The organism is Rhizobium sp. TBD182 (assembly GCF_001950375.1).
Lineage (GTDB): Bacteria > Pseudomonadota > Alphaproteobacteria > Rhizobiales > Rhizobiaceae > Agrobacterium > Agrobacterium tumefaciens.
On the sequence record NZ_BDLN01000011.1, the window covers coordinates 56,500 to 75,544 of the forward strand.

Sequence of the window (19,045 nt, forward strand, 5' to 3'; positions counted from 1 at the left end):
CGATAGAGACCCGCCATGAACGATATTTCCCTGTTTCCCAGCCTTGCCGCCCGTTTGGCGAGACCCGAGCGCCTTCGTCTGGCAAAAGCGCGCGTGCCGGTCGCCCTGCTTGCCGATGACGTGCCTGATTTTGCCGAGGTGGACCGGGACGGCTCGGCGCTCGTCGACATGCTGATCGAGAACGGCAGGATTGCGGCCATAATGCCCACCTTTGTCGACAGTGATGAAGATACAGTCGCACTCGACGGCCGCCATGTCTGGCCGCTGCTGATTGACGCGCATGCCCATCTCGACAAGGGCCACACCTTGGGCCGAGCGCCCGATTCCGGAGGAACGCATCCTGGCGCGCGCGCGGCAACCACGGCGGACCGTCTCGCCCACTGGGACACCGATGACCTTCTGCGGCGGATGGAATTCGGCCTTGCGACGGCTGACGCCCACGGCGTTGCAGCCATCCGCACCCATCTCGACAGCCACGAGGGACAGGCGGAAATCACCTGGAACGCTTTTGCAGAGGTGCGCGAGCGCTGGAAAGGCCGCATCACCCTGCAAGCCGCCGGCCTCGTGCCACTTGATGCCTACAGCGACGATTATGGCGCGCGTCTTGCCGATATCGTTGCCGACCACGGCGGCCTACTGGGTGGCGTCACCCGTGCCTCCGGCGGAACGCATGGGGCAGGCCTCGATGATATCGACCTGCTGCTTGATCGGCTGTTCTTGCTGGCGAAGGAGCGGGAACTGAATGTCGACCTGCATGTCGATGAGGCCGCGCAAGCCGACGCTTTACCGCATGTGGCGCGTGCTTCCATCCGCCATGGCTACGAGGGGCGCGTGACCTGCGGCCACTGCTGCTCGCTTGCGCTTCTGGGCGAGCAGGAACTACGCGACACGATCGCGCTGATCGCGGATGCCGGCATTTCGATCATCACGCTGCCAACCGTCAACATGTATCTTCAGGACCGCATAGACGGTCGCACCCCGCGCTGGCGCGGGGTCACGCCGGTACAGGAACTGCGGGCGGCGGGCATTCCGGTGGCTGCGGCCGGAGATAATTGTCGTGATCCCTTCTTTGCCTATGGCGACCATGACATGCTGGATACCTGGCGGCAGGCGCTACGTATCCTTCATCTCGACCACCCTTACGCGGATGCAGCCGCGCTTGCCGGCCCCGCACCGGCCCGCATCATGGGCATTGACGCCGGCACGATCAGCGTGGGGCGCCCGGCGGACCTGATGATCCTGGAGGCCTGGAGTCTCGATCAGGTGATCGCCCGCCCACACGCCGATCGCATCATTCTCCGCAAGGGGATTCTCACCAACAAGACATTGCCCTCCTATAGCATGCTGTCCGATTTTCAAACGGTGTAAGTCGGGCGCTGCTCATGCTTTTTCCTTCCTACCATGTCCATTTCAAGGAGCTGACAGGCTCAAGTCCCATGCAATATGTGAAGGCGATGCGGCTCCATGAAGCGAGACTGATGATCGCCCGCCAGACTGGAACAATTGCAGAGGTGGCGGCGTCAGTGGGCTATGTCAGCCCGGCGCAATTCAGCCGCGACTTCAGACGGCATTTCGGGCGTACCGCATCGGAAGAAGCGAAGTGGGTCCGGCATCACCTGGGCGAACAGGTTTGACCATTGCCCCTCATCGTTCTCACAATCGATCGACCGTCAGAACACAACACGTCATTGTAAAGCAGCTTGAAGGGCGGCCTTGCAATGAATGAGGGTCGTGTCGAAGACGGGAACGCCTACGTTATCCTGGTTTAACAGCATACCCACCTCGGTACAGCCGAGGATAAGACAGTCGCAGCCTTTGTCGGCCAGGTGCTGCGCAATCCGTTCATAGGTCAAGCGGCTCTCCTCGCGAACGATGTCGCGGCACAGCTCTTCATAGATAATACGATGGGTTTCTGTTCGATCATCAGCTTCAGGGATCGTTGGCGACAGCCCCTGAGCGATGAGGCGGTCGGTGTAGAAGGTCTGCTCCATGGTGAAGGCCGTTGCCATCAAACCCGGCCTCCGGAAACCGCGGTCAACGATAGCGGTTGCAGTTGCGTCCGCGATGTGCACGAAGGGAACCGACACCCCGCCCACGATCTTGTCCGCCACCTTGTGCATGGTATTTGTCGCCAGGATGAGGAGGTCGGCACCGCCGCGCTCCAGCGCGATAGCATGTTGATTGAGGATGCGGCCCGCCGCTTCCCAATCGGAGGATGCCTGCAACTTTTCGATTTCGTCGAAGTCGACAGACCGTATGAGAAGCTCGGGAGAATGAAGTCCCCCCAAGCTCTCGCGGGTAAGCCTGCAGAGTTCTCGGTAATAAATCTGGGTTGACGTCGCGGACATTCCGCCAAGTATGCCGATGGTCTTCAAATGTTTCTCCATGTTCATACGTTAGGTCTGTTACCGCTCAACGGGCGCTTGAGCAGAAACCAGGCCACCCATAAGACGACGATGGATTCCCGAAATGCAATACGTCCGCAGCCCGCATGCCCACCATAGCGGTGAGGCTGCGGATACAATACCTCAGGCCAGGGAGCAGCGAGAGATCAAAGCGACCCGCTACCCGAAGCATTACCGTCGAGCGTCTTTCTATCGGCTGCCAATCGAGAATGAAGTTGATCGATTGCGCGTTGGAAGATGGCGGGATCGTCGAGCGCCCGGGAGAGGACGATCGCGCCTTGGATAGAGAGAACGGCGTCCTCCGAGAGGAGGCGCGCCTGCTCAGCGTCACGGCCTTGCCGGACGAGCGCTGCTTGCAGAGCGTCCACCCAAGCGACGAAGTAACGCCGGATAGCTTGAGCGAATAGGTCTCGGGTGTTGGTAACAGCCAAAGCGCCGACGAGACAGACGCGCCTGCCCGACCTGAAGTATTTCGCGGTTTCATCAAGCATAGCCGTGATCGCGGCATCGGCATCGTCTCCGTCTCGCAATGGAGAATAGACGGAATCTTCAAACCATTGCTCGATCTCGACGAGCACAGCCTGCACCATTTCCTCCTTCCCATTCGGGAAGAAGTGGTACAGGCTGCCCTTGCCCAGGCCGGTGGCCTTGCCGATCAGGGCAAGGCTCGCACCTTCGTATCCATGCTCGCGAAAAACTTCGGCCAGGGAGGCGACGGCGTCGGATCTTTCAGCGACCATGCGGGCCATGTTCAGAGGCCCAGATCGCTGAGGCTTGCGTGGTCGTCTGGACGACGGCCGAGCGGCCAATGGAACAGGCGATCGCTTTCAGCAATCGGCATTTCGTTGATGCATGCGTGCCGGTGCGCCATCAGGCCGTCCTCTGCGAATTCCCAGTTCTCGTTACCATACGCGCGGAACCACTGGCCGCTGTCGTCGCGATATTCATAGGCGTAACGTACAGCGATGCGGTTGCCGGTGAAAGCCCAGAGCTCCTTGATGAGGCGGTATTCATGCTCTTTGTTCCACTTGCGCTCCAGAAATGCCTGGGCTTCTTCGCGGTTGGTGGCGAATTCGACGCGGTTCCGCCAGCGGGTGTCCAATGTGTAGGCCAAAGCGACCTTGGCGGCATCGCGGCTGTTCCAGCCGTCTTCGGCCAGACGGACTTTTTCGATTGCGGTTTCGCGTGTGAAAGGGGGGAGTGGAGGACGTGACATGTTGGTTTTCCTTTGTAAACCGTTGGTGTGTACTGTTTGCTAAACACTTTACTGATTGGTACAGTAACTACGGCGATTTTGAGTGTCAACGATTTTTTTAAGGCATTGCGAATTTTTCCCGGCGGACTTTTCTGGTCGCGAACTGACGGCGCCGGCGTTCAAACTGGCCACAGCAGTGCCGGCAAGGCGTGCGGCCGCGCCCTGGGTGATGGTTTTCGTGGCGAAAGGGGTGAAAACCCAGAAAGACACTGTCCGTGCGGTCACCACATTTCTACGAAATTGGGCCTCCCTCGAACACGAGATGTGGGAAGGTAGATGGCGACTGACTCCGCGTCGCTGCGGATTGTATCCAACCGGATAGCATCGCTCCATGATCTGCCGAGGCCCATCGCGCCTAAGCGCGTCGCTAACCACCGATATGGTCATGGTGCTCTTCGGGCCGGAAAATCAGGAGAGAAAGCTTCTAGAAATCCAGATGCTATCCGGATTAGTGATCAATGGGCTGAGGGCCCAAACGATGATCCGAGGATTTGCCGAAGTGTCCAGACCACCACATCGGGAGGCTAAACCCACCTGATCCGAAGCCCAGTTCCTAAGTACTCATGATAACGCTGCCAGCAAAAGGAGATTTAGATGGGCGATGTCAGTCCAACAGTAAGCATAACAACCGGCGTAGATCACATCGGGCTAACCGTTATCAACTTGAGCGCTTCCCTCGCTTTCTTCACGAACTGCCTCGGTTGGAGGTTATTCGGCGAAAAGCCTGACTATCCAGCAGCGTTCGTTACAGACGGCAACCTCAAAGTGACACTTTGGCAGGTTAGCGATCAATCTCACTGCCAAGGTTTCGACCGTCACCAAAATGTTGGGCTTCATCATCTTGCGCTGAAGGTGCGGACCCTCGAGGACCTTCATCTGCCCTATGACAAGACAAGAGAGTGGCCCAATGTTAGTACTGAATTTGGTCCAGAGCCGTCTGGTGCCGGGCCAAAAATCCACTTCATGATCTATGAACCGGGCGGTTGTCGGATGGAGTTTTCTTGGGATCCGCGGTGACCCATGATTTTCCATGATCGGGTCTTCGTCGATCCGAAAAACCTGGCGAGCCTGATCTCGGTTGTTAATCGGACCACGCATCTGGCATCTCGCAACAGCCACGCGGGCAAGCCGGTGCAATGCGTGGTCGAGTGGGTTGAAAGCGGAATACCTGCTGGAGGCCCGGCATCCCACGTTCGCTGGCCCAATTGCGGTCGCGCCAGTTTTTGGACGTGAACCTACGATTATTCAGGCCGAAACGAACATTTTCCACCAATGGGCTCAAATTGAAGGAGGCTGACGTGCACCGTCAGCCCATCCAGCCGGAGCCGGAAAGCGAATTCGCCATAAAAAGAAGCCCGGCGCGCAGTTGTTCGCGATTGATAACGCCGCCGAGGCATACCCGGACATGCTCGTCAGGTGTGCCGAGAACGGTAAATGCATCCGACGGCATCAAGCCAATATGGCGCCCTGCCATACGCCCCATCAGTTCTGCTCTGCTCGCCCCCTTTGGCAGCTTCAGCCAAATGTTGAAGGCCTCCGGCTCACCTTCGATGTCCAGCCCCAAAAGAGTATCGATTGCGATCTCGTGACGAACAGCGCTTTCCGCACGGACAAACCGGCGAATGGCATCTGCCGTCCCGTCCTCGATCCACCGTGTCGCCAGCGCCATGCAAATTGGCGACGGCATGACAGCGCTGGCCCGTAATGCCTGGGCGAGAGAATAAGAGGCTCTGGCGTTAGGGGAAACCGTGTAGGCGAGGCGCAGACCTGCGCCGAGGCATTTCGCGAGGCCGCCGATATGCCAGGTGAGGTCGGGAGCAAGCGTAGCAAAAGGTACGGGCGCCGTTGCGGGAATGAAGCCGTATGCATCATCCTCTATCAAAGGCAGTCTATGCCGCAGGATAACCTCGGCGATCTCCATTCGCCGCTCGCGTGGAATGGTCAGCGTCGTTGGATTATGGACCGTAGGATTGAGATACAACGCTTTCGGTTGATGTAAATGAATAGCCGCGTCAAGCGCATCGGGCAGAACGCCGGAAGCGTCCATCGCAATTCCGACGAGTTGCAATCCCATGCGGGCTGCGATCGCCCGCAAACCGGGATACGTCACCGCCTCGCACAGGATGACATCGCCCGGCCTGGTCATCGTCGAAAGAAGCGCTGTCATCGTCGCGTGCGCTCCCGGGGTGATCGCGATCCGCTCGAGACTTGGCACCATCCCCCTCTTCGACAGCCATGAAGATGCCGCGGCCTTATCCTGCTCTCCGCCGGTCGTCGATTGGTAGCGGAGAAGGGAAATAAGGTTTGCTGAAACAGTCTGCAGCCCTTCTTGCATTCTCGCCACGAGATCCGGGTCCTGCGGCTCGGGAGGCATGTTCATCGACAGATCCTCGTCCCCGGCGCGGCGAGGATCGAGACGATGCTCCTCTTTCGGGCGGCCGAGTGCAAAGGTACCTCTTCCGACGTGGCTCTCCACGAGACGTCTGGCATGCGCCTCGGTGTAGGCGCGGCTGACTGTCGTAAAGTCGATCTTGAGACGCTCGGCGAGCCTGCGTTGTGGCGGCAATCGATCACCAGCGGCGATATCGCCTCGCTTGATCGCCAGTTCGATCGCATCCGCAATCTGAAGATAGCGAGGCTTTCCGTCAGCACGAAGTTCAGGGAGCCACTTTAACATTTTAGATGACCTCAAATATTTATTGTTTCACATTGTATGGATAACTCGAGGCGTATTCAAGTGTTGATTTGACGACGCATCCTCGATCATTAGTTGAGCATAAACGCTGATTTTCGAGCTATTATTTGGGCAAAACGTATGTTCGTTGTGCAGAATTAAGTTTCATCAAAGAAATATTGTATGCATAATGAACTGCTTATTGATTCATACAATTTCGTTCGTATCGTTTCTGCATCAACCCCGCGTAAGGAGATGCAGATATGCCTGAAGTAACGCAGCCGCCACATAAGGATGGTGACTTCTTTGTCGATTACGAGTCCAAGGTTTTCGAGGATGTTAAGGCCGAACCCGGTGAGAAGGCGCTCGTAACCTTCCACACGGTGGCGTTCGAAGGCTCCATCGGGCTTGTGAACATTCTCAATGCCATTCGCCTGCAGCGGAAAGGCTACGAGACTTCAATCCTTCTTTACGGTCCGGGCGTGACACTGGGGATCCAGCGAGGCTTTCCCAAGCTCGGAGACGAAGCCTTTCCCGGTCACCTGAACTTCAACAAGAACCTCGAGCGCTTCATGAAGGAAGGCGGCAAGGTCTACGCATGTCGCTTCGCACTTCAGGCACTCTATGGGCACGGCGAACCGGCTCTGATCCCCGGCATCATCCCAATCCTGCCCCAGGACGTGCTGGACTGCGTGCTTCTGCACAAGAAAGCCAACGCCCTGATCATCGACACATGGACCGTCTGATTTGACCTCGGCACCCCGTTCCGCAGCGAACGGGGTGCTTCGTTCCAGGTAATGCGAAGGAGCCAGTCATGCCCAAAACAGTACGTGCCGCCGCCGTCCAGATCGCGCCCGACCTAACCTCGCGCGCCGGCACTGTCGAGCGGGTCCTGAATGCGATCGCCGAAGCCGCAGACAAAGGCGCGGAGCTGATCGTATTTCCCGAGACGTTCGTGCCCTGGTATCCCTATTTCAGCTTCGTTTTGCCACCGGTTCAGCAAGGCCCTGAGCACCTGCGGCTTTATGGGGAAGCGGTCACGGTACCATCGGCGGAAACGCGGGCTGTTGCTGATGCCGCGCGCAAGCGCAATGCGGTCGTCGTCCTTGGCGTGAACGAACGCGACCACGGCTCCCTCTACAACACCCAACTGATCTTCGACGCGGATGGCAGCCTGAAACTCAAGCGCCGCAAGATCACGCCGACCTATCACGAGCGGATGATCTGGGGCCAAGGGGACGGCGCCGGCCTGAAGGTCGTTGATACTGCCGTCGGTCGTGTGGGCGCCCTGGCTTGCTGGGAGCATTACAATCCTCTCGCCCGCTATACGTTGATGACCCAGCATGAGGAAATTCATGCCTCTCATTTTCCAGGCTCGCTGGTCGGCCCGATATTCGGCGAGCAGATCGAAGTCACGATGCGCCATCACGCACTGGAATCGGCCTGTTTCGTCGTCAACGCCACCGGCTGGCTGAGCGAGGAGCAGATCGCCTCCATTCATCCGGATCCCGCCTTGCAGAAGGGTCTACGCGATGGCTGCATGACCTGCATCATCACCCCGGAAGGCCGCCATGTCGTGCCGCCGCTAACCTCGGGCGAAGGCATCCTGATCGGCGATCTGGACATGCGGCTCATTACCAAGCGCAAGCGGATGATGGATTCGGTCGGACACTACGCACGGCCCGAACTGCTGCACCTTGTACATGACACGAGGCCCGCACGCGCACGCGAGCAGATCGGCCTCTCAGACGATTTTTCCGAGGCAGAGCAAAGCAAGCCATTTGAGGAGGCTCAGGATGCGTGACTTACAATCCATAGATCCGGAACTCATCAATGACCTCCAGACACGTGGAATGCGTCTCGTCGATCCGCGTGCCGGCCACGAGAGCAGGCGCGGCGGCGCAGGCCCCTCAGATCATAAGGCAGTCAATTTCGGCGATACAACCGTCATGGTGCCGGTCCATACCGCACCTGCATTCGACAGTCCCTATCTGGTGGAGGCACCTGATGCCGACGGCCGCGCGCGCATCACCAAGGAAGGCTCCGAAATCGCACGAATTCGGTTCCCCAATCGTCCGCGATTTTACGACCTGACGACGAGTGATGGCATCCCCTACAACAAGATCGCGGTTCTTCATTCTCGTGACGTGCTTGCAACCACAATCCTGCAAACCTGCATCCGTTACGAAAGCCGCAAGAAGACCTGTCAGTTCTGTTCGATCGGCCAAAGCTTGGCAGCCGGTCGGACCGTCGCGCACAAGACGCCAGCACAGCTTGCGGAAGTGGCGAAGGCGGCCGTCGAACTGGATGGCGTCAAGCACATGGTGATGACCACCGGCACCCCGCCGGGCAAAGATCGTGGCGCCGCCGTGCTGGCGGAGAGTGCCCGCGCCGTGAAGGCGGTCGTGGATCTTCCCATACAGGTTCAGTGCGAGCCTCCGGAAGACGACGCATGGCACGAGCGGATGAAGGCTGCTGGCGCGGATGCGTTGGGAATGCACCTCGAAGCGGTGACGCCGGAGGTTCGGGAGCGGATCATGCCGGGCAAAGCCAGCGTTCCGCTTGAAAAATACTTCTCCAGCTTCGAGGCTGCAGTCAAGGTGTTCGGGCGAGGACAGGTCTCCACCTATATCCTCGCGGGACTGGGTGATACGCGTGAAGCAATCCTCAACATGTCGACGCGGCTTGTGGCCATGGGCGTCTATCCGTTCGTCGTCCCCTTCGTGCCCATCTCCGGCACACCCCTCGAGAGCCATCCCGCACCAAAGGCCGATTTCATGGCCTCCATTCTCTCGCCCTTGTCCCAGATCGTCATCGACGGTGGGCTGAAGGCGTCCGACATCAAGGCGGGCTGCGGCAAGTGCGGCGCCTGTTCCGCCCTCTCGACCTATGAGAAACTGAGGATCCCCGCATGAGCCTGATGGATCACTCCGCCTTCATAAGCCCGGAGTTCCTGATCCGGGCAGCATCCGAGCCTTGGGAATTTCAGGGTGTATCTCGTCTCCGTTACCGAGTGTTTGTCGACGAGCAGCGCATTTTTGTCGGCGATGACCGCGACGAAATCGACAAGACAGCGATCCCGCTTGTGGCAATCTCCACATTGGCGGCCGAGCCTGCGGAGGTCGTGGGCACTGTCAGGATCCATGAACCAGCACCCCGCATCTGGTGGGGATCGCGCCTTGCGGTCGATCCCGCATATCGCAAGGTCGGAAGGTTGGGTGCGGAGCTGATCCGGCTTGCGGTGAGTACCGCGAATGGCCTCGGGTGCAGTGAGTTTCACGCCCATGTCCAGCTTCAGAATGTACCCCTATTTCGGCGCCTGCATTGGGAGCCGCAAGGAGAAATCGACCTGCATGGCGTGCGTCACATGCACATGCTGGCCTCCCTCTCGCACTATCCCCCGACATGCGACCCGACCGTCGGTTGGTCCGCCAGAGCGCGGAGGTCATGATGGACCTTTATGCCTTGGCGGCAGCACTGGCAGCCCACCCGTCTATTCGCAGCAAACTCGACATCGCGGCGACGACACGTGCGCTTTCGCTATCCTCCGGAACACCTGGAATGCCTGGCGACGACGCCGCGGCAATTCCAGCCCTGGACGGCACTTGGGATTTGCTGGCAGGGGAAGGTTTTATGCCGCAGTTCGTGCAAGACGATCCGTGGTTCGCCGGGTGGTGCGGCGTGATGGTGAACCTCTCGGACATCGCAGCCATGGGAGGGCGTGCGACCGCGCTGCTCGATGCCGTTTGGGCACCGGACGCGGCGTCTGCCGAGCCCCTGCTTAGCGGCCTAAGGGATGCAGCCATGGCCTACGGCGTGCCGATCGTCGGCGGGCACACCAATCTACGCAGCCCCGAACTCAATCTTGCAGTCTCCGTCACGGGTCGCGCGAACCGGCTTATCTCGAGCTTTGCAGCTATGCCAGGGGATGCACTCATTGCCGCGATCGATCATCGGGGACAATACCGGCCACGCTTCGATAACTGGTGCGCGGCCCTCGATGCACCTCACGAGAGATTGCGCGGCGACTATGAGCTTCTGCCGGAGTTGGCTGATGCAGGTCTTGTCGATGCCGGAAAGGACATCAGCCAAGGCGGGATCGTAGGCACGGCACTTATGCTGGCGGAATCTTCCCGTTGCGGTTTCGAGATCGAGTTGGCTGACATCCCGCTTCCGGAAGGTGTTGCAGTCGACCGCTGGCTGCGCAGCTTTCCGAGCTTCGGCTTTCTCCTTTCGGTCCGGCCGGAACGGGCAGACGAGGTCTGCTCAATATTTGCTGCTCGGGGCATCAGCGCAGCTGCCATCGGTCATGCAAAGGACAGTTCTCGGGTCGATCTGACGAGCGGTGGCACCCGGGCAACGTTCTGGGACTACGCGGCAGCCCCCTATATCGCACTCGCAAAGGAGATCGCCCATGCCTGAAGTACGCTTCACCATTCGATGGCCTGATGGGACGGAGGAGAGCTGCTACTCGCCTTCGACCGCCATTACGCGCCATCTCGAAGCCGGATGCACCTATCCCCTGACCGAATTTGTCGAACGTGCCCGCACCGGTCTGAACGAGGCATCGGACCGCGTCGCAGCGAAATTCGGCTTCGCCTGCTCCTCAGCACTCGATCAGCTCGCACAGATCGAAGCCACGGCCAACAATCAGCCTGCCGATTCTCAAGTCACCTGTCTCTCGATGTCATGAAAGGGTTCGTTATGACCGACACCATCGTACCGCACGTACCAGTTCTCATCATCGGGGGCGGCCAGGCTGGCCTTTCGGTCAGTTGGTATCTGATGAAGGAAGGAATCGAGCACATCGTTCTCGAGCGCCACCACCGGTTCGAAAGCTGGCGCAATAATCGTTGGGACAGCTTCTGCCTGGTCACGCCGAATTGGCAGTGCCGGTTGCCCGGCTGGCCTTACAAAGGGACGGATCCTGACGGCTTCATGCTCAAGGATGAAATCGTCGACTATCTGGATAGTTTTGCCGAGAGCTTCCAACCACCGCTTCGCGAGGGTGTGGATGTAAGACATGTCTCGCCTCGCGACGGCGGTGGGTATTTGATCGAGACCAGCGAGGGCACCATGACTGCGGACCAGGTGGTCATTGCAACAGGAGGTTACGACAACCCTATTGTGCCTTCATACGCTGGCGATCTCGATTCCTCTATTGTGCAGATGCATTCGCGCGATTACCGGCGTCCCTCTCAACTACCTGACGGCGGGACACTGATTGTGGGAACAGGGCAATCCGGCGTTCAGATTATGGACGATTTCCATCTGGAAGGTCGGCCCGTTCACCTCGCTGTCGGTCCGGCACCGCGCAGCCCGCGCAAATACCGCGGACGCGACGCAACCGACTGGCTTTACGATGCCGGCACCTACGCGGTCACGATCGATCGACATCCAGATCCGGTCAAGGCTCTTACCCAGACTAACCATTACATGTCGGGACGTGACGGCGGCAAGGAAATCGACCTGCGCAAGTATGCGCTGCAGGGCGTGCGCCTGTACGGATCTGTCGCGGGTGCTTCGGGCACAATGATGACTTTCCTGCCGGACCTTGAAAAGAACCTCGATGACTCTGACCGGAGCTATCTGAGCATTCGCAAACAGATCGACGCCTGGATCGCCGCGCAGGCAATCGAGGTTCCAGAGGAGCCCCCGTTTGAAAAGGTCTGGCGCCCCGCTCAAGAAATCACCGAAGTTGATCTGGCGGAGGCAGGCGTAACGTCGATCATCTGGGCGATCGGATTCCGGCCTGATTATTCCTGGCTGAAGGTCGATTGTCTCGACGAACGCGGCAAACCGCTTTTCAATCGCGGGGTCACTAAAGTGCCCGGCCTGTACTTCATCGGTCTTGGGTGGCTGAACACCTGGGGATCTGGACGCTTTCTGGGCATTGATGAGGACAGTCGCTATCTGTCCGAGCAGATCGTTGGCCATCAGAAGAACAAGCTGGCGGCATGAGCACCCTTACTGTCTCACGCTCTCAGACGTCCGGTCTTGAAGAAAGTCATGTCCTCGGAATGGCGGAAATGGGCTATCGCGGCCTGTCGGAGCAATGGCTCAAGCGACGGGCCGGCGATTTGCACTGGCAGCTTATCGCACGAGCTATGGGGCAGCGGGAGGCTGTCTTTACCTGCTCAGATGGCGAGCCGCTTTATGCAGCTTTCTGCGCAACCAGCGTCAAACTCGCAAGGCCCGAGCTACCTCGTCTCGGCGGGCAGTTGACCCTATCTGCAGACTTCTACCGCGTCGGTCATGGGCGCTTATCGTCCCTTCTCACAATCAGCGCAGATGGCGTCGAGGTGGGGCGGATGGTTTTAGTCTCGATGTTCGTAGGGCGCATAGAACCGGGCGTTAATCGCTCGGTCGTCCGCCGGAGCCCACGAGCGTTGGCGATGCCGCCAGAGGCCCCCCTCGCAATTCGCCGCGTTGCGGAGCATTCGTCAGTCGTAGCGCGCGACATCCGTAACCAAGCCTTCATGCGTGCCAGCCTGCCTGAAAGGCAGCGTGTTCTCCCGTGCCCGGCGACGGATTTCAATGCTGCCGGCCTTCTCTATTTCCCAAGCTTCAGCGCTTTGGCAGATCGAGCGTTGTTTCAAGCGGGCGAGACGCAGATCGGTATGCTTGCGTCACGACATGTAATCTATCTTGGCAATGTGGAGCCGGGAGAGTGGACAGATATTAGTTTTCGAAGGCTACCGTTGGGTCATGATGTCGCTCTGTTCGGCTCGGACGAAAGACCACTCGCTCTGATGCGGGTCCGTTTTCGTCACAACAGATAGATCGACCTTCCCCTCGAAGGCCGGGTAGCAAGCGGGCAACATCTCGCCTTGAAAAGGATCTGAACCTACGACCCGCAGCCGTAAAGTCCCAACCGACTGATATATTGATATTTTCTTCTAACGACTGCGGCTGGAGGGTCTTTCATTGCAAACTGTCAGAAAACTGCATATATTTCTGACAGGAGAATGACCATGCTACGACTGACAACACAGATCATGGCCCATGCGGAACAGCTGCCCGAAGGAACGGCGCTTTCGGCGAAGGTCTTCCTGCATCTGGGAAACCGTGCGGCTGTAGACCAAGCATTGTCACGTCTGCATGAACGCGGCGAGCTCGTTCGTGCAGGTCGTGGGGTCTATCTGAAGGCGATCAAAAGCCGCTTCGGAATCCGACCGCCGACGGTCGAGCAGGCCGTAGAAGCTGTTGCGCACCAGCGTGGTGAGGTGATCGTTTCGAATGGTGCTGCCGCTGCAAACTCGCTGGGACTGTCCACTCAGGTGCCGATCCGGTCCGTCTTTTTTACATCCGGCCGCAGCAGAACCATGACTGTCGGCGGCCAGACGGTCGAGTTGAAGCATGTACCACGCTGGCAACTCGCCCTGGGGAACAAGCCTGCCGGCCTAGCTGTGCGCGCGCTGGCCTGGCTTGGTCCGGAAAAGGCCGAAGAAGCACTTCCGAGCATCAAGCGGACGCTTTCCGCCGAGGCGTTCGGCGAACTCGTTGCCGCCGCCCCTCAGTTTCCCAGCTGGCTTGCCCGCAGTGTAGGAAAGGCCGCTTATGGCTGAACAGTTTTTGCAACTCTCCCGAGACGATCGGAGAGACGTTCTTGCGATCGCCGCGGAGAAAGTCGGGCGTCCGATACACCTCCTGGAAAAGGACGCATGGGTCGTCTGGGCTCTGCAGACCCTCTATGGGACGACGCTCGGCGAGCACCTCGTTTTCAAAGGTGGCACGTCCCTCTCTAAAGCATACAAGGCCATCCGCAGGTTTTCGGAGGATGTCGACCTGACCTACGATATTCGTGAGCTCGCTCATGATCTCGTGGGCGAGAATGATGAGGCGTTACCGAAAACCAGAAGCGAGGAAAAGCGCTGGACGACCGAAGTCCGCAAACGTTTGCCCGTCTGGGTATATGAGACTGTCAGCCCACTCATTGTCGATGCGATCAACGCACAGTCGCTTCCGGCCATCGTCCGTGTCGAGGCCGACAAGCTCTTCATCGACTATGAAGCAGTTGCCGGCGGATCCGGCTACGTCGCTCCAAGCATCATGCTGGAGTTCGGGGCTCGATCTACGGGAGAACCGGCAAGCGTTCGCGACATTGCATGCGATGCTGCAGGCCTTGTGGATGGCATCGAATTTCCCACCGCGAAACCTCGGGTGATGCATGCCGAACGCACCTTCTGGGAAAAGGCGACGGCGATCCACGTCTTCTGCCTGCAGGAACGGCTGCGCGGGGAGCGCTTTTCACGCCACTGGCACGATATCGTTCGTCTTGACGATATCGGCATCACCAACAGCGCAATCGCTGCTCGCGACCTAACCAAATCGGTGGCGCAACACAAATCCATGTTTTTCGCCGAGAAAGCGGCCGATAGAACGCCGATCGACTATGAAGCGGCCGTGGACGGTGAGCTGCGGCTTTCTCCTTCCGGCGAAGGAAAGGCAGCTCTCGAACAGGACTACGCCCGGATGCTTGAAGACGGCCTTCTTCTCGATGAGGCCGAGACTTTCGATGAACTCCTCGCTCGATGCGAGAAAATTCAAGATAAGGCCAATGCTGGCGGCTGATTGAGGCGTCGCTGGTGCTGGCAAAGCGCGCAGTGTTTTGGCGCTGGCGCGCTAAGGCGCTATCCTCTCTTGGCTCGGTGGATAGCCGTATTTATGCGTAAACGATCTGGAAAAGGCCTCGGCGCTACCAAACCCGACAGCAGCGGCAACTGTTTTCACGCTCCGGCCTGAACGCAGTTGCGACCTGCCCAGCGCAAGACGCCAATCCGTCAGATAGTATACGTCGCTGCCCTTCAACCCGATAAGGGCGAAAGTCTGGCGGAGATCAGCAGCCGCTTTCCCATGGGCATCGATTCGAAGATACTTGATGATAAGAGGTTCGTTCCCAATCCAGCGAGCTATCATGAGATGATCGGCGCGTACCTTCCGCGCGACGTCACCGATTTCATGGCTGCGTCGGCCAAACCGATGCGGGTGGATACATTCCAGATGCGGTTCCAGAATGCTGCCTGGCATGACAAGCCTTCGTTCGGCATCGTGACCACCGAAGACAAGGTCCTCTCACCCGACTTTCTGCGGTGGATGTATCAGCGCACGGACACGAGGGTGACGGAAGTGAAGTCAAGTCATATGGTCTACATGTCCCACCCGCAGGAAACCGCGGATGTCATTCTTGAGGCTGTCAGTTCGGTACAGTGACGACAGGCAAACCACGGTGTAGAACGGCTTTGATTTAAAGTCCCTGTTACCGAGCGCGTGTTGCTGTACCCGACCTACTTAAGATCGGGTACAGCGTTTCGGTGGCTCCCTAGACTTGCCGCAAGCCGCCGTCAACGCACAGTTCCGCGCCGGCGATGTAGCTCGCATCATCGCTCAACAAGAACAGGGCTGCTGCAGCCACTTCCGAAGGCCGTGCCATACGACCCATTGGAATCGGAGCGACAATTGCCGCGCGTGTGTCTTCCGCGACAGCGGCCATCATATCCGTATCCGTTGGGCCGGGTGCAACGACGTTGATCCGAATACCTTTGGGTGCGAGTTCTGCCGTCCAGGTTCTGGCATAGGATCGGACAGCTGCTTTGGTTGCGCAGTAGGTTCCATAAGCCGCATAGCCTGCGTTCCCGGCTATGGACCCGATGAGGACGACTGAGCCGCCTTTTGTCATCGCGGGGAGCGCTGCCTGGAGGCCGAACACCATCCCCCGGACGTTGACGTCGAAGTGGCGGTCGAAGTGCTCCGGCGTAATCTCGGCGATCTGCGAAGGCTCGGAAAGACCTGCATTCAAAACAAGCGCGTCGATACGACCGTATCCTTCTCGGACTTTTCCGACAGCAACCACCATGTCTTCCGGAGAGCTGGCGTCAGCAGTAATACCAACCACGCCATTGCCGATGCCTTTGGCGGCCTGTTCAGCATCTTCACCTCTACGACTGGTGATGAAGACGTTTGCGCCTTCGGCAGAGAGACGTTCAGCAATCGCCAGGCCGATACCCTTTGCGCCCCCGACAACCAAGGCCGCTTTGTTATTCATTCGAGCCATCGTAAATCCTTTCACTAAATGGTCTCGTCATGATATACGTCGTAAACCTGATATCAATTACGCACCTGGAATAGCCTAGATATGGACGAGTATACTGACCTGGACGCCCTCTCTCATCGTGCGCTTTGCGACATGGCGCAGGTTCGCCCGGTGCTCGACAAGATCGCTGATAAATGGACCATCTTGATCCTGACAGTAATCTGTCCGAGACCTGCGCGTTTCAACGAACTCAAGCGGCGTCTCGATGGGATCACGCACAAGGCTCTGGCCGATGCCCTGAAGAGACTTGAGCGGAACGGTCTTGTCACGAGAACGGTACTCCCGACGCAGCCGATTGGCGTGGAATATGCAATTACTCCATTAGGCCATTCACTACGGGAGCCGTTCGAAGCTTTATGCTTATGGGCAGAGGCCAACGGCGACAAGGTCGAGGCCGCCACGCGGAGCTATGACACCACTGGAGATCGTCGCTGACGGCATTCCTTAGTCCGCTTCCTGCGCGAAGCTGCCGTAGCCTCTGCCTTGACGGGATTCGAACCAGCGACCCTATCGGCATTGGTGAGCCACGAAACTGCTAACGCTTTACGCAGAAACGCCAATTGCTAATTCGCGCACGTGCCGAGGATCGGCGACATCAGCTTGATGTGGGCATCAATCCGTTCCAACACTCTATCGGGTAGAACAGCTCGTTCAGGCAGAGACCACCAAGACTGGTTGACGCGCTCCACCGTCTCCATAACAGCCTTCAGCACAGCGGCTTCCGGCATTCGCGCACGATGAGCGAAGACTTTCCATCGCTGGGTGTTCATTGCCTTGAACGGCCTTTCACCGGCCAGCGACAGTGCCATGGCATCCGACGGAATGTATGGGACGGTCGATAGCACATCATAGACTGGGGCGAGTGCCGGCTTGTCACCCTTCCCATGATAAATCAGCGACCAATTCTTGAGGTGCATGTCGCCATTGCCTGTCAGGACTGCCAAAGCCAGTCGTCGGACGAACTCGAGGGCTGCCGCTGAAGAAACGGCGATCCCAATAGCCACAGCGATATCATGATATGAGGCCCCCTCATATTTTCGAGACGGATAGACGCCGAATACCTGTGCAAAATCTTCGATATGGATGCGTTCACCACCGGCAACGCGATCGAAACGTTTGACGAGAAGGACTTTGCCGTCGGACAGTGTCTCAAACTCCTCCGGGATACCCTCGAACTGCGATTGTTCCACGAGCTCGCGTTCCGGCACGTCCATACCAACCGCTTCGGCCAATGCGAGATTTGCAAATTCGTTTTCCGAGACACTGGGAAATGATGTTGATGGAAACTTGGCGATATATGAACCCTGCTCGTCGCCTAAGGGGATCGTCAGACCGCCGCCCTTGCCTGTGTTTTTAATGACGGAGAGTTTCATTTGCACGCCGGCGAGCGAAAACCGGGCCTTCGGTCTGGGGGTTGTCAAACCCTCATTACGAACAACGCTGCCTTCGCTCGGCACAATTCGGACAGCCCCCGGCAGATCCGATCCGAGTGCCGCAAGCAAATCGAAATCATTTCCTGCTCGCACGCTGCCTGAATGGTGCCTCTCCATCGCCTCGCGCAGTTTATCCTCTGGAAGAAGGTTCGCAAAGAACGATGGCAAAGCCCTTGCGACAGGCTTCGGGTCCTTCCGCAAACCCCCATGTGCCGCGCGAAATGACAAACTGAGCACTGGGAAACCACCCGTCTGTCGATAGCTCTCCTCAAAGCTGAACGCGTTGAAGTCTCCCGGCGTCCTCACGATCATACCGACCTTCAGGTCATTCAGCAGCACGTCCAGTGAGGTTATAGATCTTGGATCAAGAGGCGCATCAGACATTGCCATCACCATCAGGACTGGCGACGAAAGCAGGAAGGTCATCTTCGGCGCCACCTGGCTGCAGTAAAGCTTCAACCGCCGGGACCATCGCTTGAGGGATGAGCATCAGTTCCAGACCAAGCGCACGACCAATGTTGATCAGAGTGGTCGTACGGGCAGCGCTGGCTCCAGCCTCAATCTCGCGGTACCGCGGTCGCGATATACCCGCCATATCCGCAAGCTGCTCCTGGGTGAGGCCCAAAGTCTTGCGCGACGTCTTGAGCAGCCGCCCTATGTCCTGAAGAGCCTCCGAATCCGACTTCATATGATACCTTAACAATTCATCTTTCTCAATATGATATGTTTACGTATCTCACAGCATCTGCTCAGTCAAACTAAATGCCGCTAATAAGGATCATATCAGACTAAAAGATCTTCTTACAGATCAATTTTGTTTCCTCTACCGATAGGACGTTAGGCAATCTGGGCACCGAAACTGGTAGCACCCCCGCAATACACCCTTCTTTAAAAGTCCGCTCCTATCCGCCTGGCAACATGCCTGCCTAGCAGGAAGACAAGGCATGAGGATTGGCTTCATCGGGGCCGAGCACATCAGTAAGGCACTGGCCGGGCTTGCAGTCGCGAACGGACATACCGCGACGCTCAACAATTCGCGCGGACCAGAACCCCTGCGCGAGGCAGCGGCCGAAATTGGTTGTCAGGCCGCTGTTGTATCCGACGTGCCCTCGTCCAGCGATGTGATGGTTCTCACAGTGCCGTTCGCAGCTTGCACCGCAGTTCCTTGATGGCAATGGTGAGGCC

The 19,045-nt window shown here is 58.2% G+C and carries 23 protein-coding genes and 1 pseudogene; 16 read left to right on the forward strand and 8 right to left on the reverse strand.

From position 1 onward, the window contains the following. The first annotated feature begins 15 nt into the window (after nt 1-15). Both T18_RS23695 and T18_RS23700 read left to right on the forward strand, forming a co-directional pair. A complete protein-coding gene (locus tag T18_RS23695) occupies nt 16-1,368 on the forward strand; it encodes a cytosine deaminase (protein ID WP_038496345.1) in 1,353 nt (450 codons plus the stop codon). Nucleotides 1,369-1,382: 14 nt separating this feature from the next. Beyond that, nucleotides 1,383-1,634: pseudogene (locus T18_RS23700) on the forward strand (helix-turn-helix domain-containing protein); the annotation flags it as partial. A gap of 51 nt (nt 1,635-1,685) precedes the next feature. Here T18_RS23700 and T18_RS23705 read toward each other — a convergent pair. The 3 genes from T18_RS23705 to T18_RS23715 all read right to left on the reverse strand — a co-directional run bounded on the left by T18_RS23705 (nt 1,686) and on the right by T18_RS23715 (nt 3,621). After that, nucleotides 1,686-2,375, reverse strand: coding sequence for an aspartate/glutamate racemase family protein (locus T18_RS23705; protein ID WP_038496339.1), 690 nt, complete (start codon nt 2,373-2,375; stop codon nt 1,686-1,688). A gap of 176 nt (nt 2,376-2,551) precedes the next feature. Next, nucleotides 2,552-3,154 carry a TetR/AcrR family transcriptional regulator gene (locus tag T18_RS23710; protein WP_038496337.1) on the reverse strand — a complete coding sequence of 201 codons (603 nt, stop codon included), beginning with the start codon at nt 3,152-3,154 and terminating at the stop codon, nt 2,552-2,554. A gap of 2 nt (nt 3,155-3,156) precedes the next feature. After that, nucleotides 3,157-3,621 carry a DUF1348 family protein gene (locus T18_RS23715; RefSeq protein WP_038496334.1) on the reverse strand — a complete coding sequence of 155 codons (465 nt, stop codon included), beginning with the start codon at nt 3,619-3,621 and terminating at the stop codon, nt 3,157-3,159. 633 nt (nt 3,622-4,254) lie between these two features. Between T18_RS23715 and T18_RS23720 the strand changes: the two genes are divergently transcribed. After that, nucleotides 4,255-4,677 (forward strand): VOC family protein, encoded by a 423-nt coding sequence (locus T18_RS23720; RefSeq protein ID WP_075807855.1) that lies wholly within the window; start codon nt 4,255-4,257, stop codon nt 4,675-4,677. 289 nt (nt 4,678-4,966) lie between these two features. Here the strand turns inward: T18_RS23720 and T18_RS23725 are convergent, their stop codons facing one another. Further along, nucleotides 4,967-6,337 carry a PLP-dependent aminotransferase family protein gene (locus T18_RS23725; protein WP_038496328.1) on the reverse strand — a complete coding sequence of 457 codons (1,371 nt, stop codon included), beginning with the start codon at nt 6,335-6,337 and terminating at the stop codon, nt 4,967-4,969. A gap of 260 nt (nt 6,338-6,597) precedes the next feature. Between T18_RS23725 and T18_RS23730 the strand changes: the two genes are divergently transcribed. From T18_RS23730 to T18_RS23775, 10 genes are all read left to right on the forward strand, one after another. Beyond that, nucleotides 6,598-7,080 (forward strand): MSMEG_0572/Sll0783 family nitrogen starvation response protein, encoded by a 483-nt coding sequence (locus T18_RS23730; RefSeq protein WP_038496326.1) that lies wholly within the window; start codon nt 6,598-6,600, stop codon nt 7,078-7,080. 68 nt (nt 7,081-7,148) lie between these two features. After that, nucleotides 7,149-8,138 (forward strand): Nit6803 family nitrilase, encoded by a 990-nt coding sequence (locus tag T18_RS23735; RefSeq protein WP_038496324.1) that lies wholly within the window; start codon nt 7,149-7,151, stop codon nt 8,136-8,138. Then, nucleotides 8,131-9,249 (forward strand): MSMEG_0568 family radical SAM protein, encoded by a 1,119-nt coding sequence (locus T18_RS23740; protein WP_038496321.1) that lies wholly within the window; start codon nt 8,131-8,133, stop codon nt 9,247-9,249. Before T18_RS23735 ends, T18_RS23740 begins: the two co-directional genes overlap by 8 nt. Further along, nucleotides 9,246-9,785, forward strand: coding sequence for an MSMEG_0567/Sll0786 family nitrogen starvation N-acetyltransferase (locus tag T18_RS23745; RefSeq protein WP_003519078.1), 540 nt, complete (start codon nt 9,246-9,248; stop codon nt 9,783-9,785). Before T18_RS23740 ends, T18_RS23745 begins: the two co-directional genes overlap by 4 nt. After that, nucleotides 9,785-10,756, forward strand: a complete 972-nt coding sequence (locus T18_RS23750; RefSeq protein WP_075807856.1) for a sll0787 family AIR synthase-like protein — start codon at nt 9,785-9,787, stop codon at nt 10,754-10,756. The genes T18_RS23745 and T18_RS23750 overlap by 1 nt, the downstream gene beginning before the upstream one ends. Then, nucleotides 10,749-11,027, forward strand: a complete 279-nt coding sequence (locus T18_RS23755; RefSeq protein WP_038496314.1) for an MSMEG_0570 family nitrogen starvation response protein — start codon at nt 10,749-10,751, stop codon at nt 11,025-11,027. The genes T18_RS23750 and T18_RS23755 overlap by 8 nt, the downstream gene beginning before the upstream one ends. An 11-nt stretch (nt 11,028-11,038) precedes the next feature. Beyond that, nucleotides 11,039-12,295, forward strand: coding sequence for an MSMEG_0569 family flavin-dependent oxidoreductase (locus T18_RS23760; RefSeq protein ID WP_038496311.1), 1,257 nt, complete (start codon nt 11,039-11,041; stop codon nt 12,293-12,295). Nucleotides 12,296-12,354: 59 nt separating this feature from the next. After that, nucleotides 12,355-13,116, forward strand: coding sequence for a Pnap_2097 family protein (locus T18_RS23765; protein WP_038496308.1), 762 nt, complete (start codon nt 12,355-12,357; stop codon nt 13,114-13,116). Nucleotides 13,117-13,308: 192 nt separating this feature from the next. Next, complete coding sequence (locus T18_RS23770) at nt 13,309-13,902, forward strand: DUF6088 family protein (RefSeq protein WP_038496305.1); 594 nt, start codon at nt 13,309-13,311, stop codon at nt 13,900-13,902. After that, nucleotides 13,895-14,908, forward strand: a complete 1,014-nt coding sequence (locus tag T18_RS23775) for a nucleotidyl transferase AbiEii/AbiGii toxin family protein (RefSeq protein ID WP_038496301.1) — start codon at nt 13,895-13,897, stop codon at nt 14,906-14,908. The genes T18_RS23770 and T18_RS23775 overlap by 8 nt, the downstream gene beginning before the upstream one ends. Before the next feature lie 51 nt (nt 14,909-14,959). Here T18_RS23775 and T18_RS26425 read toward each other — a convergent pair whose 3' ends face one another. Beyond that, nucleotides 14,960-15,253: a helix-turn-helix domain-containing protein gene (locus T18_RS26425; RefSeq protein WP_323131583.1), complete on the reverse strand. Its 294-nt coding sequence runs from the start codon at nt 15,251-15,253 to the stop codon at nt 14,960-14,962. Here T18_RS26425 and T18_RS27955 point away from each other — a divergent pair. Further along, nucleotides 15,173-15,547, forward strand: a complete 375-nt coding sequence (locus T18_RS27955) for an alpha/beta fold hydrolase (RefSeq protein ID WP_414896162.1) — start codon at nt 15,173-15,175, stop codon at nt 15,545-15,547. The genes T18_RS26425 and T18_RS27955 overlap by 81 nt on opposite strands. A 109-nt stretch (nt 15,548-15,656) precedes the next feature. Here the strand turns inward: T18_RS27955 and T18_RS23790 are convergent, their stop codons facing one another. After that, nucleotides 15,657-16,388, reverse strand: a complete 732-nt coding sequence (locus T18_RS23790; RefSeq protein WP_038496297.1) for an SDR family NAD(P)-dependent oxidoreductase — start codon at nt 16,386-16,388, stop codon at nt 15,657-15,659. 81 nt (nt 16,389-16,469) lie between these two features. Between T18_RS23790 and T18_RS23795 the strand changes: the two genes are divergently transcribed. Further along, entirely contained in the window at nt 16,470-16,862 is a 393-nt protein-coding gene (locus T18_RS23795) for a winged helix-turn-helix transcriptional regulator (protein WP_038496294.1), read from the forward strand. A 128-nt stretch (nt 16,863-16,990) separates the two neighbouring features. Here T18_RS23795 and T18_RS23800 read toward each other — a convergent pair whose 3' ends face one another. Both T18_RS23800 and T18_RS23805 read right to left on the reverse strand, forming a co-directional pair. Further along, nucleotides 16,991-18,244 (reverse strand): type II toxin-antitoxin system HipA family toxin, encoded by a 1,254-nt coding sequence (locus tag T18_RS23800; RefSeq protein ID WP_038497395.1) that lies wholly within the window; start codon nt 18,242-18,244, stop codon nt 16,991-16,993. Next, nucleotides 18,237-18,548: a helix-turn-helix domain-containing protein gene (locus T18_RS23805; RefSeq protein ID WP_038496292.1), complete on the reverse strand. Its 312-nt coding sequence runs from the start codon at nt 18,546-18,548 to the stop codon at nt 18,237-18,239. Before T18_RS23805 ends, T18_RS23800 begins: the two co-directional genes overlap by 8 nt. A gap of 256 nt (nt 18,549-18,804) precedes the next feature. On the opposite strand from T18_RS23805, the gene T18_RS23810 reads away from it, so the two are divergent. Continuing rightward, nucleotides 18,805-19,029, forward strand: coding sequence for an NAD(P)-binding domain-containing protein (locus T18_RS23810; protein WP_038497392.1), 225 nt, complete (start codon nt 18,805-18,807; stop codon nt 19,027-19,029). The last annotated feature ends 16 nt before the right edge of the window (nt 19,030-19,045 follow it).

Excerpts from the sequence above, each read along its gene's own strand:
- T18_RS23770 (WP_038496305.1), top strand. The coding sequence starts at position 13,309 with ATGCTACGACTGACAACACAGATCATGGCCCATGCGGAACAGCTGCCC.
- T18_RS23775 (WP_038496301.1), top strand. The coding sequence starts at position 13,895 with ATGGCTGAACAGTTTTTGCAACTCTCCCGAGACGATCGGAGAGACGTT.
- T18_RS23790 (WP_038496297.1), bottom strand. The coding sequence starts at position 16,388 with ATGGCTCGAATGAATAACAAAGCGGCCTTGGTTGTCGGGGGCGCAAAG.
- T18_RS26425 (WP_323131583.1), bottom strand. The coding sequence starts at position 15,253 with ATGATAGCTCGCTGGATTGGGAACGAACCTCTTATCATCAAGTATCTT.
- T18_RS23755 (WP_038496314.1), top strand. The coding sequence starts at position 10,749 with ATGCCTGAAGTACGCTTCACCATTCGATGGCCTGATGGGACGGAGGAG.
- T18_RS23725 (WP_038496328.1), bottom strand. The coding sequence starts at position 6,337 with ATGTTAAAGTGGCTCCCTGAACTTCGTGCTGACGGAAAGCCTCGCTAT.
- T18_RS23710 (WP_038496337.1), bottom strand. The coding sequence starts at position 3,154 with ATGGCCCGCATGGTCGCTGAAAGATCCGACGCCGTCGCCTCCCTGGCC.
- T18_RS23805 (WP_038496292.1), bottom strand. The coding sequence starts at position 18,548 with ATGAAGTCGGATTCGGAGGCTCTTCAGGACATAGGGCGGCTGCTCAAG.
- T18_RS23795 (WP_038496294.1), top strand. The coding sequence starts at position 16,470 with ATGGACGAGTATACTGACCTGGACGCCCTCTCTCATCGTGCGCTTTGC.
- T18_RS23715 (WP_038496334.1), bottom strand. The coding sequence starts at position 3,621 with ATGTCACGTCCTCCACTCCCCCCTTTCACACGCGAAACCGCAATCGAA.
- T18_RS23730 (WP_038496326.1), top strand. The coding sequence starts at position 6,598 with ATGCCTGAAGTAACGCAGCCGCCACATAAGGATGGTGACTTCTTTGTC.
- T18_RS23765 (WP_038496308.1), top strand. The coding sequence starts at position 12,355 with ATGGCGGAAATGGGCTATCGCGGCCTGTCGGAGCAATGGCTCAAGCGA.
- T18_RS23695 (WP_038496345.1), top strand. The coding sequence starts at position 16 with ATGAACGATATTTCCCTGTTTCCCAGCCTTGCCGCCCGTTTGGCGAGA.
- T18_RS23810 (WP_038497392.1), top strand. The coding sequence starts at position 18,805 with ATGAGGATTGGCTTCATCGGGGCCGAGCACATCAGTAAGGCACTGGCC.
- T18_RS23745 (WP_003519078.1), top strand. The coding sequence starts at position 9,246 with ATGAGCCTGATGGATCACTCCGCCTTCATAAGCCCGGAGTTCCTGATC.
- T18_RS23735 (WP_038496324.1), top strand. The coding sequence starts at position 7,149 with ATGCCCAAAACAGTACGTGCCGCCGCCGTCCAGATCGCGCCCGACCTA.
- T18_RS23740 (WP_038496321.1), top strand. The coding sequence starts at position 8,131 with ATGCGTGACTTACAATCCATAGATCCGGAACTCATCAATGACCTCCAG.
- T18_RS23760 (WP_038496311.1), top strand. The coding sequence starts at position 11,039 with ATGACCGACACCATCGTACCGCACGTACCAGTTCTCATCATCGGGGGC.
- T18_RS23800 (WP_038497395.1), bottom strand. The coding sequence starts at position 18,244 with ATGTCTGATGCGCCTCTTGATCCAAGATCTATAACCTCACTGGACGTG.
- T18_RS23720 (WP_075807855.1), top strand. The coding sequence starts at position 4,255 with ATGGGCGATGTCAGTCCAACAGTAAGCATAACAACCGGCGTAGATCAC.
- T18_RS23750 (WP_075807856.1), top strand. The coding sequence starts at position 9,785 with ATGGACCTTTATGCCTTGGCGGCAGCACTGGCAGCCCACCCGTCTATT.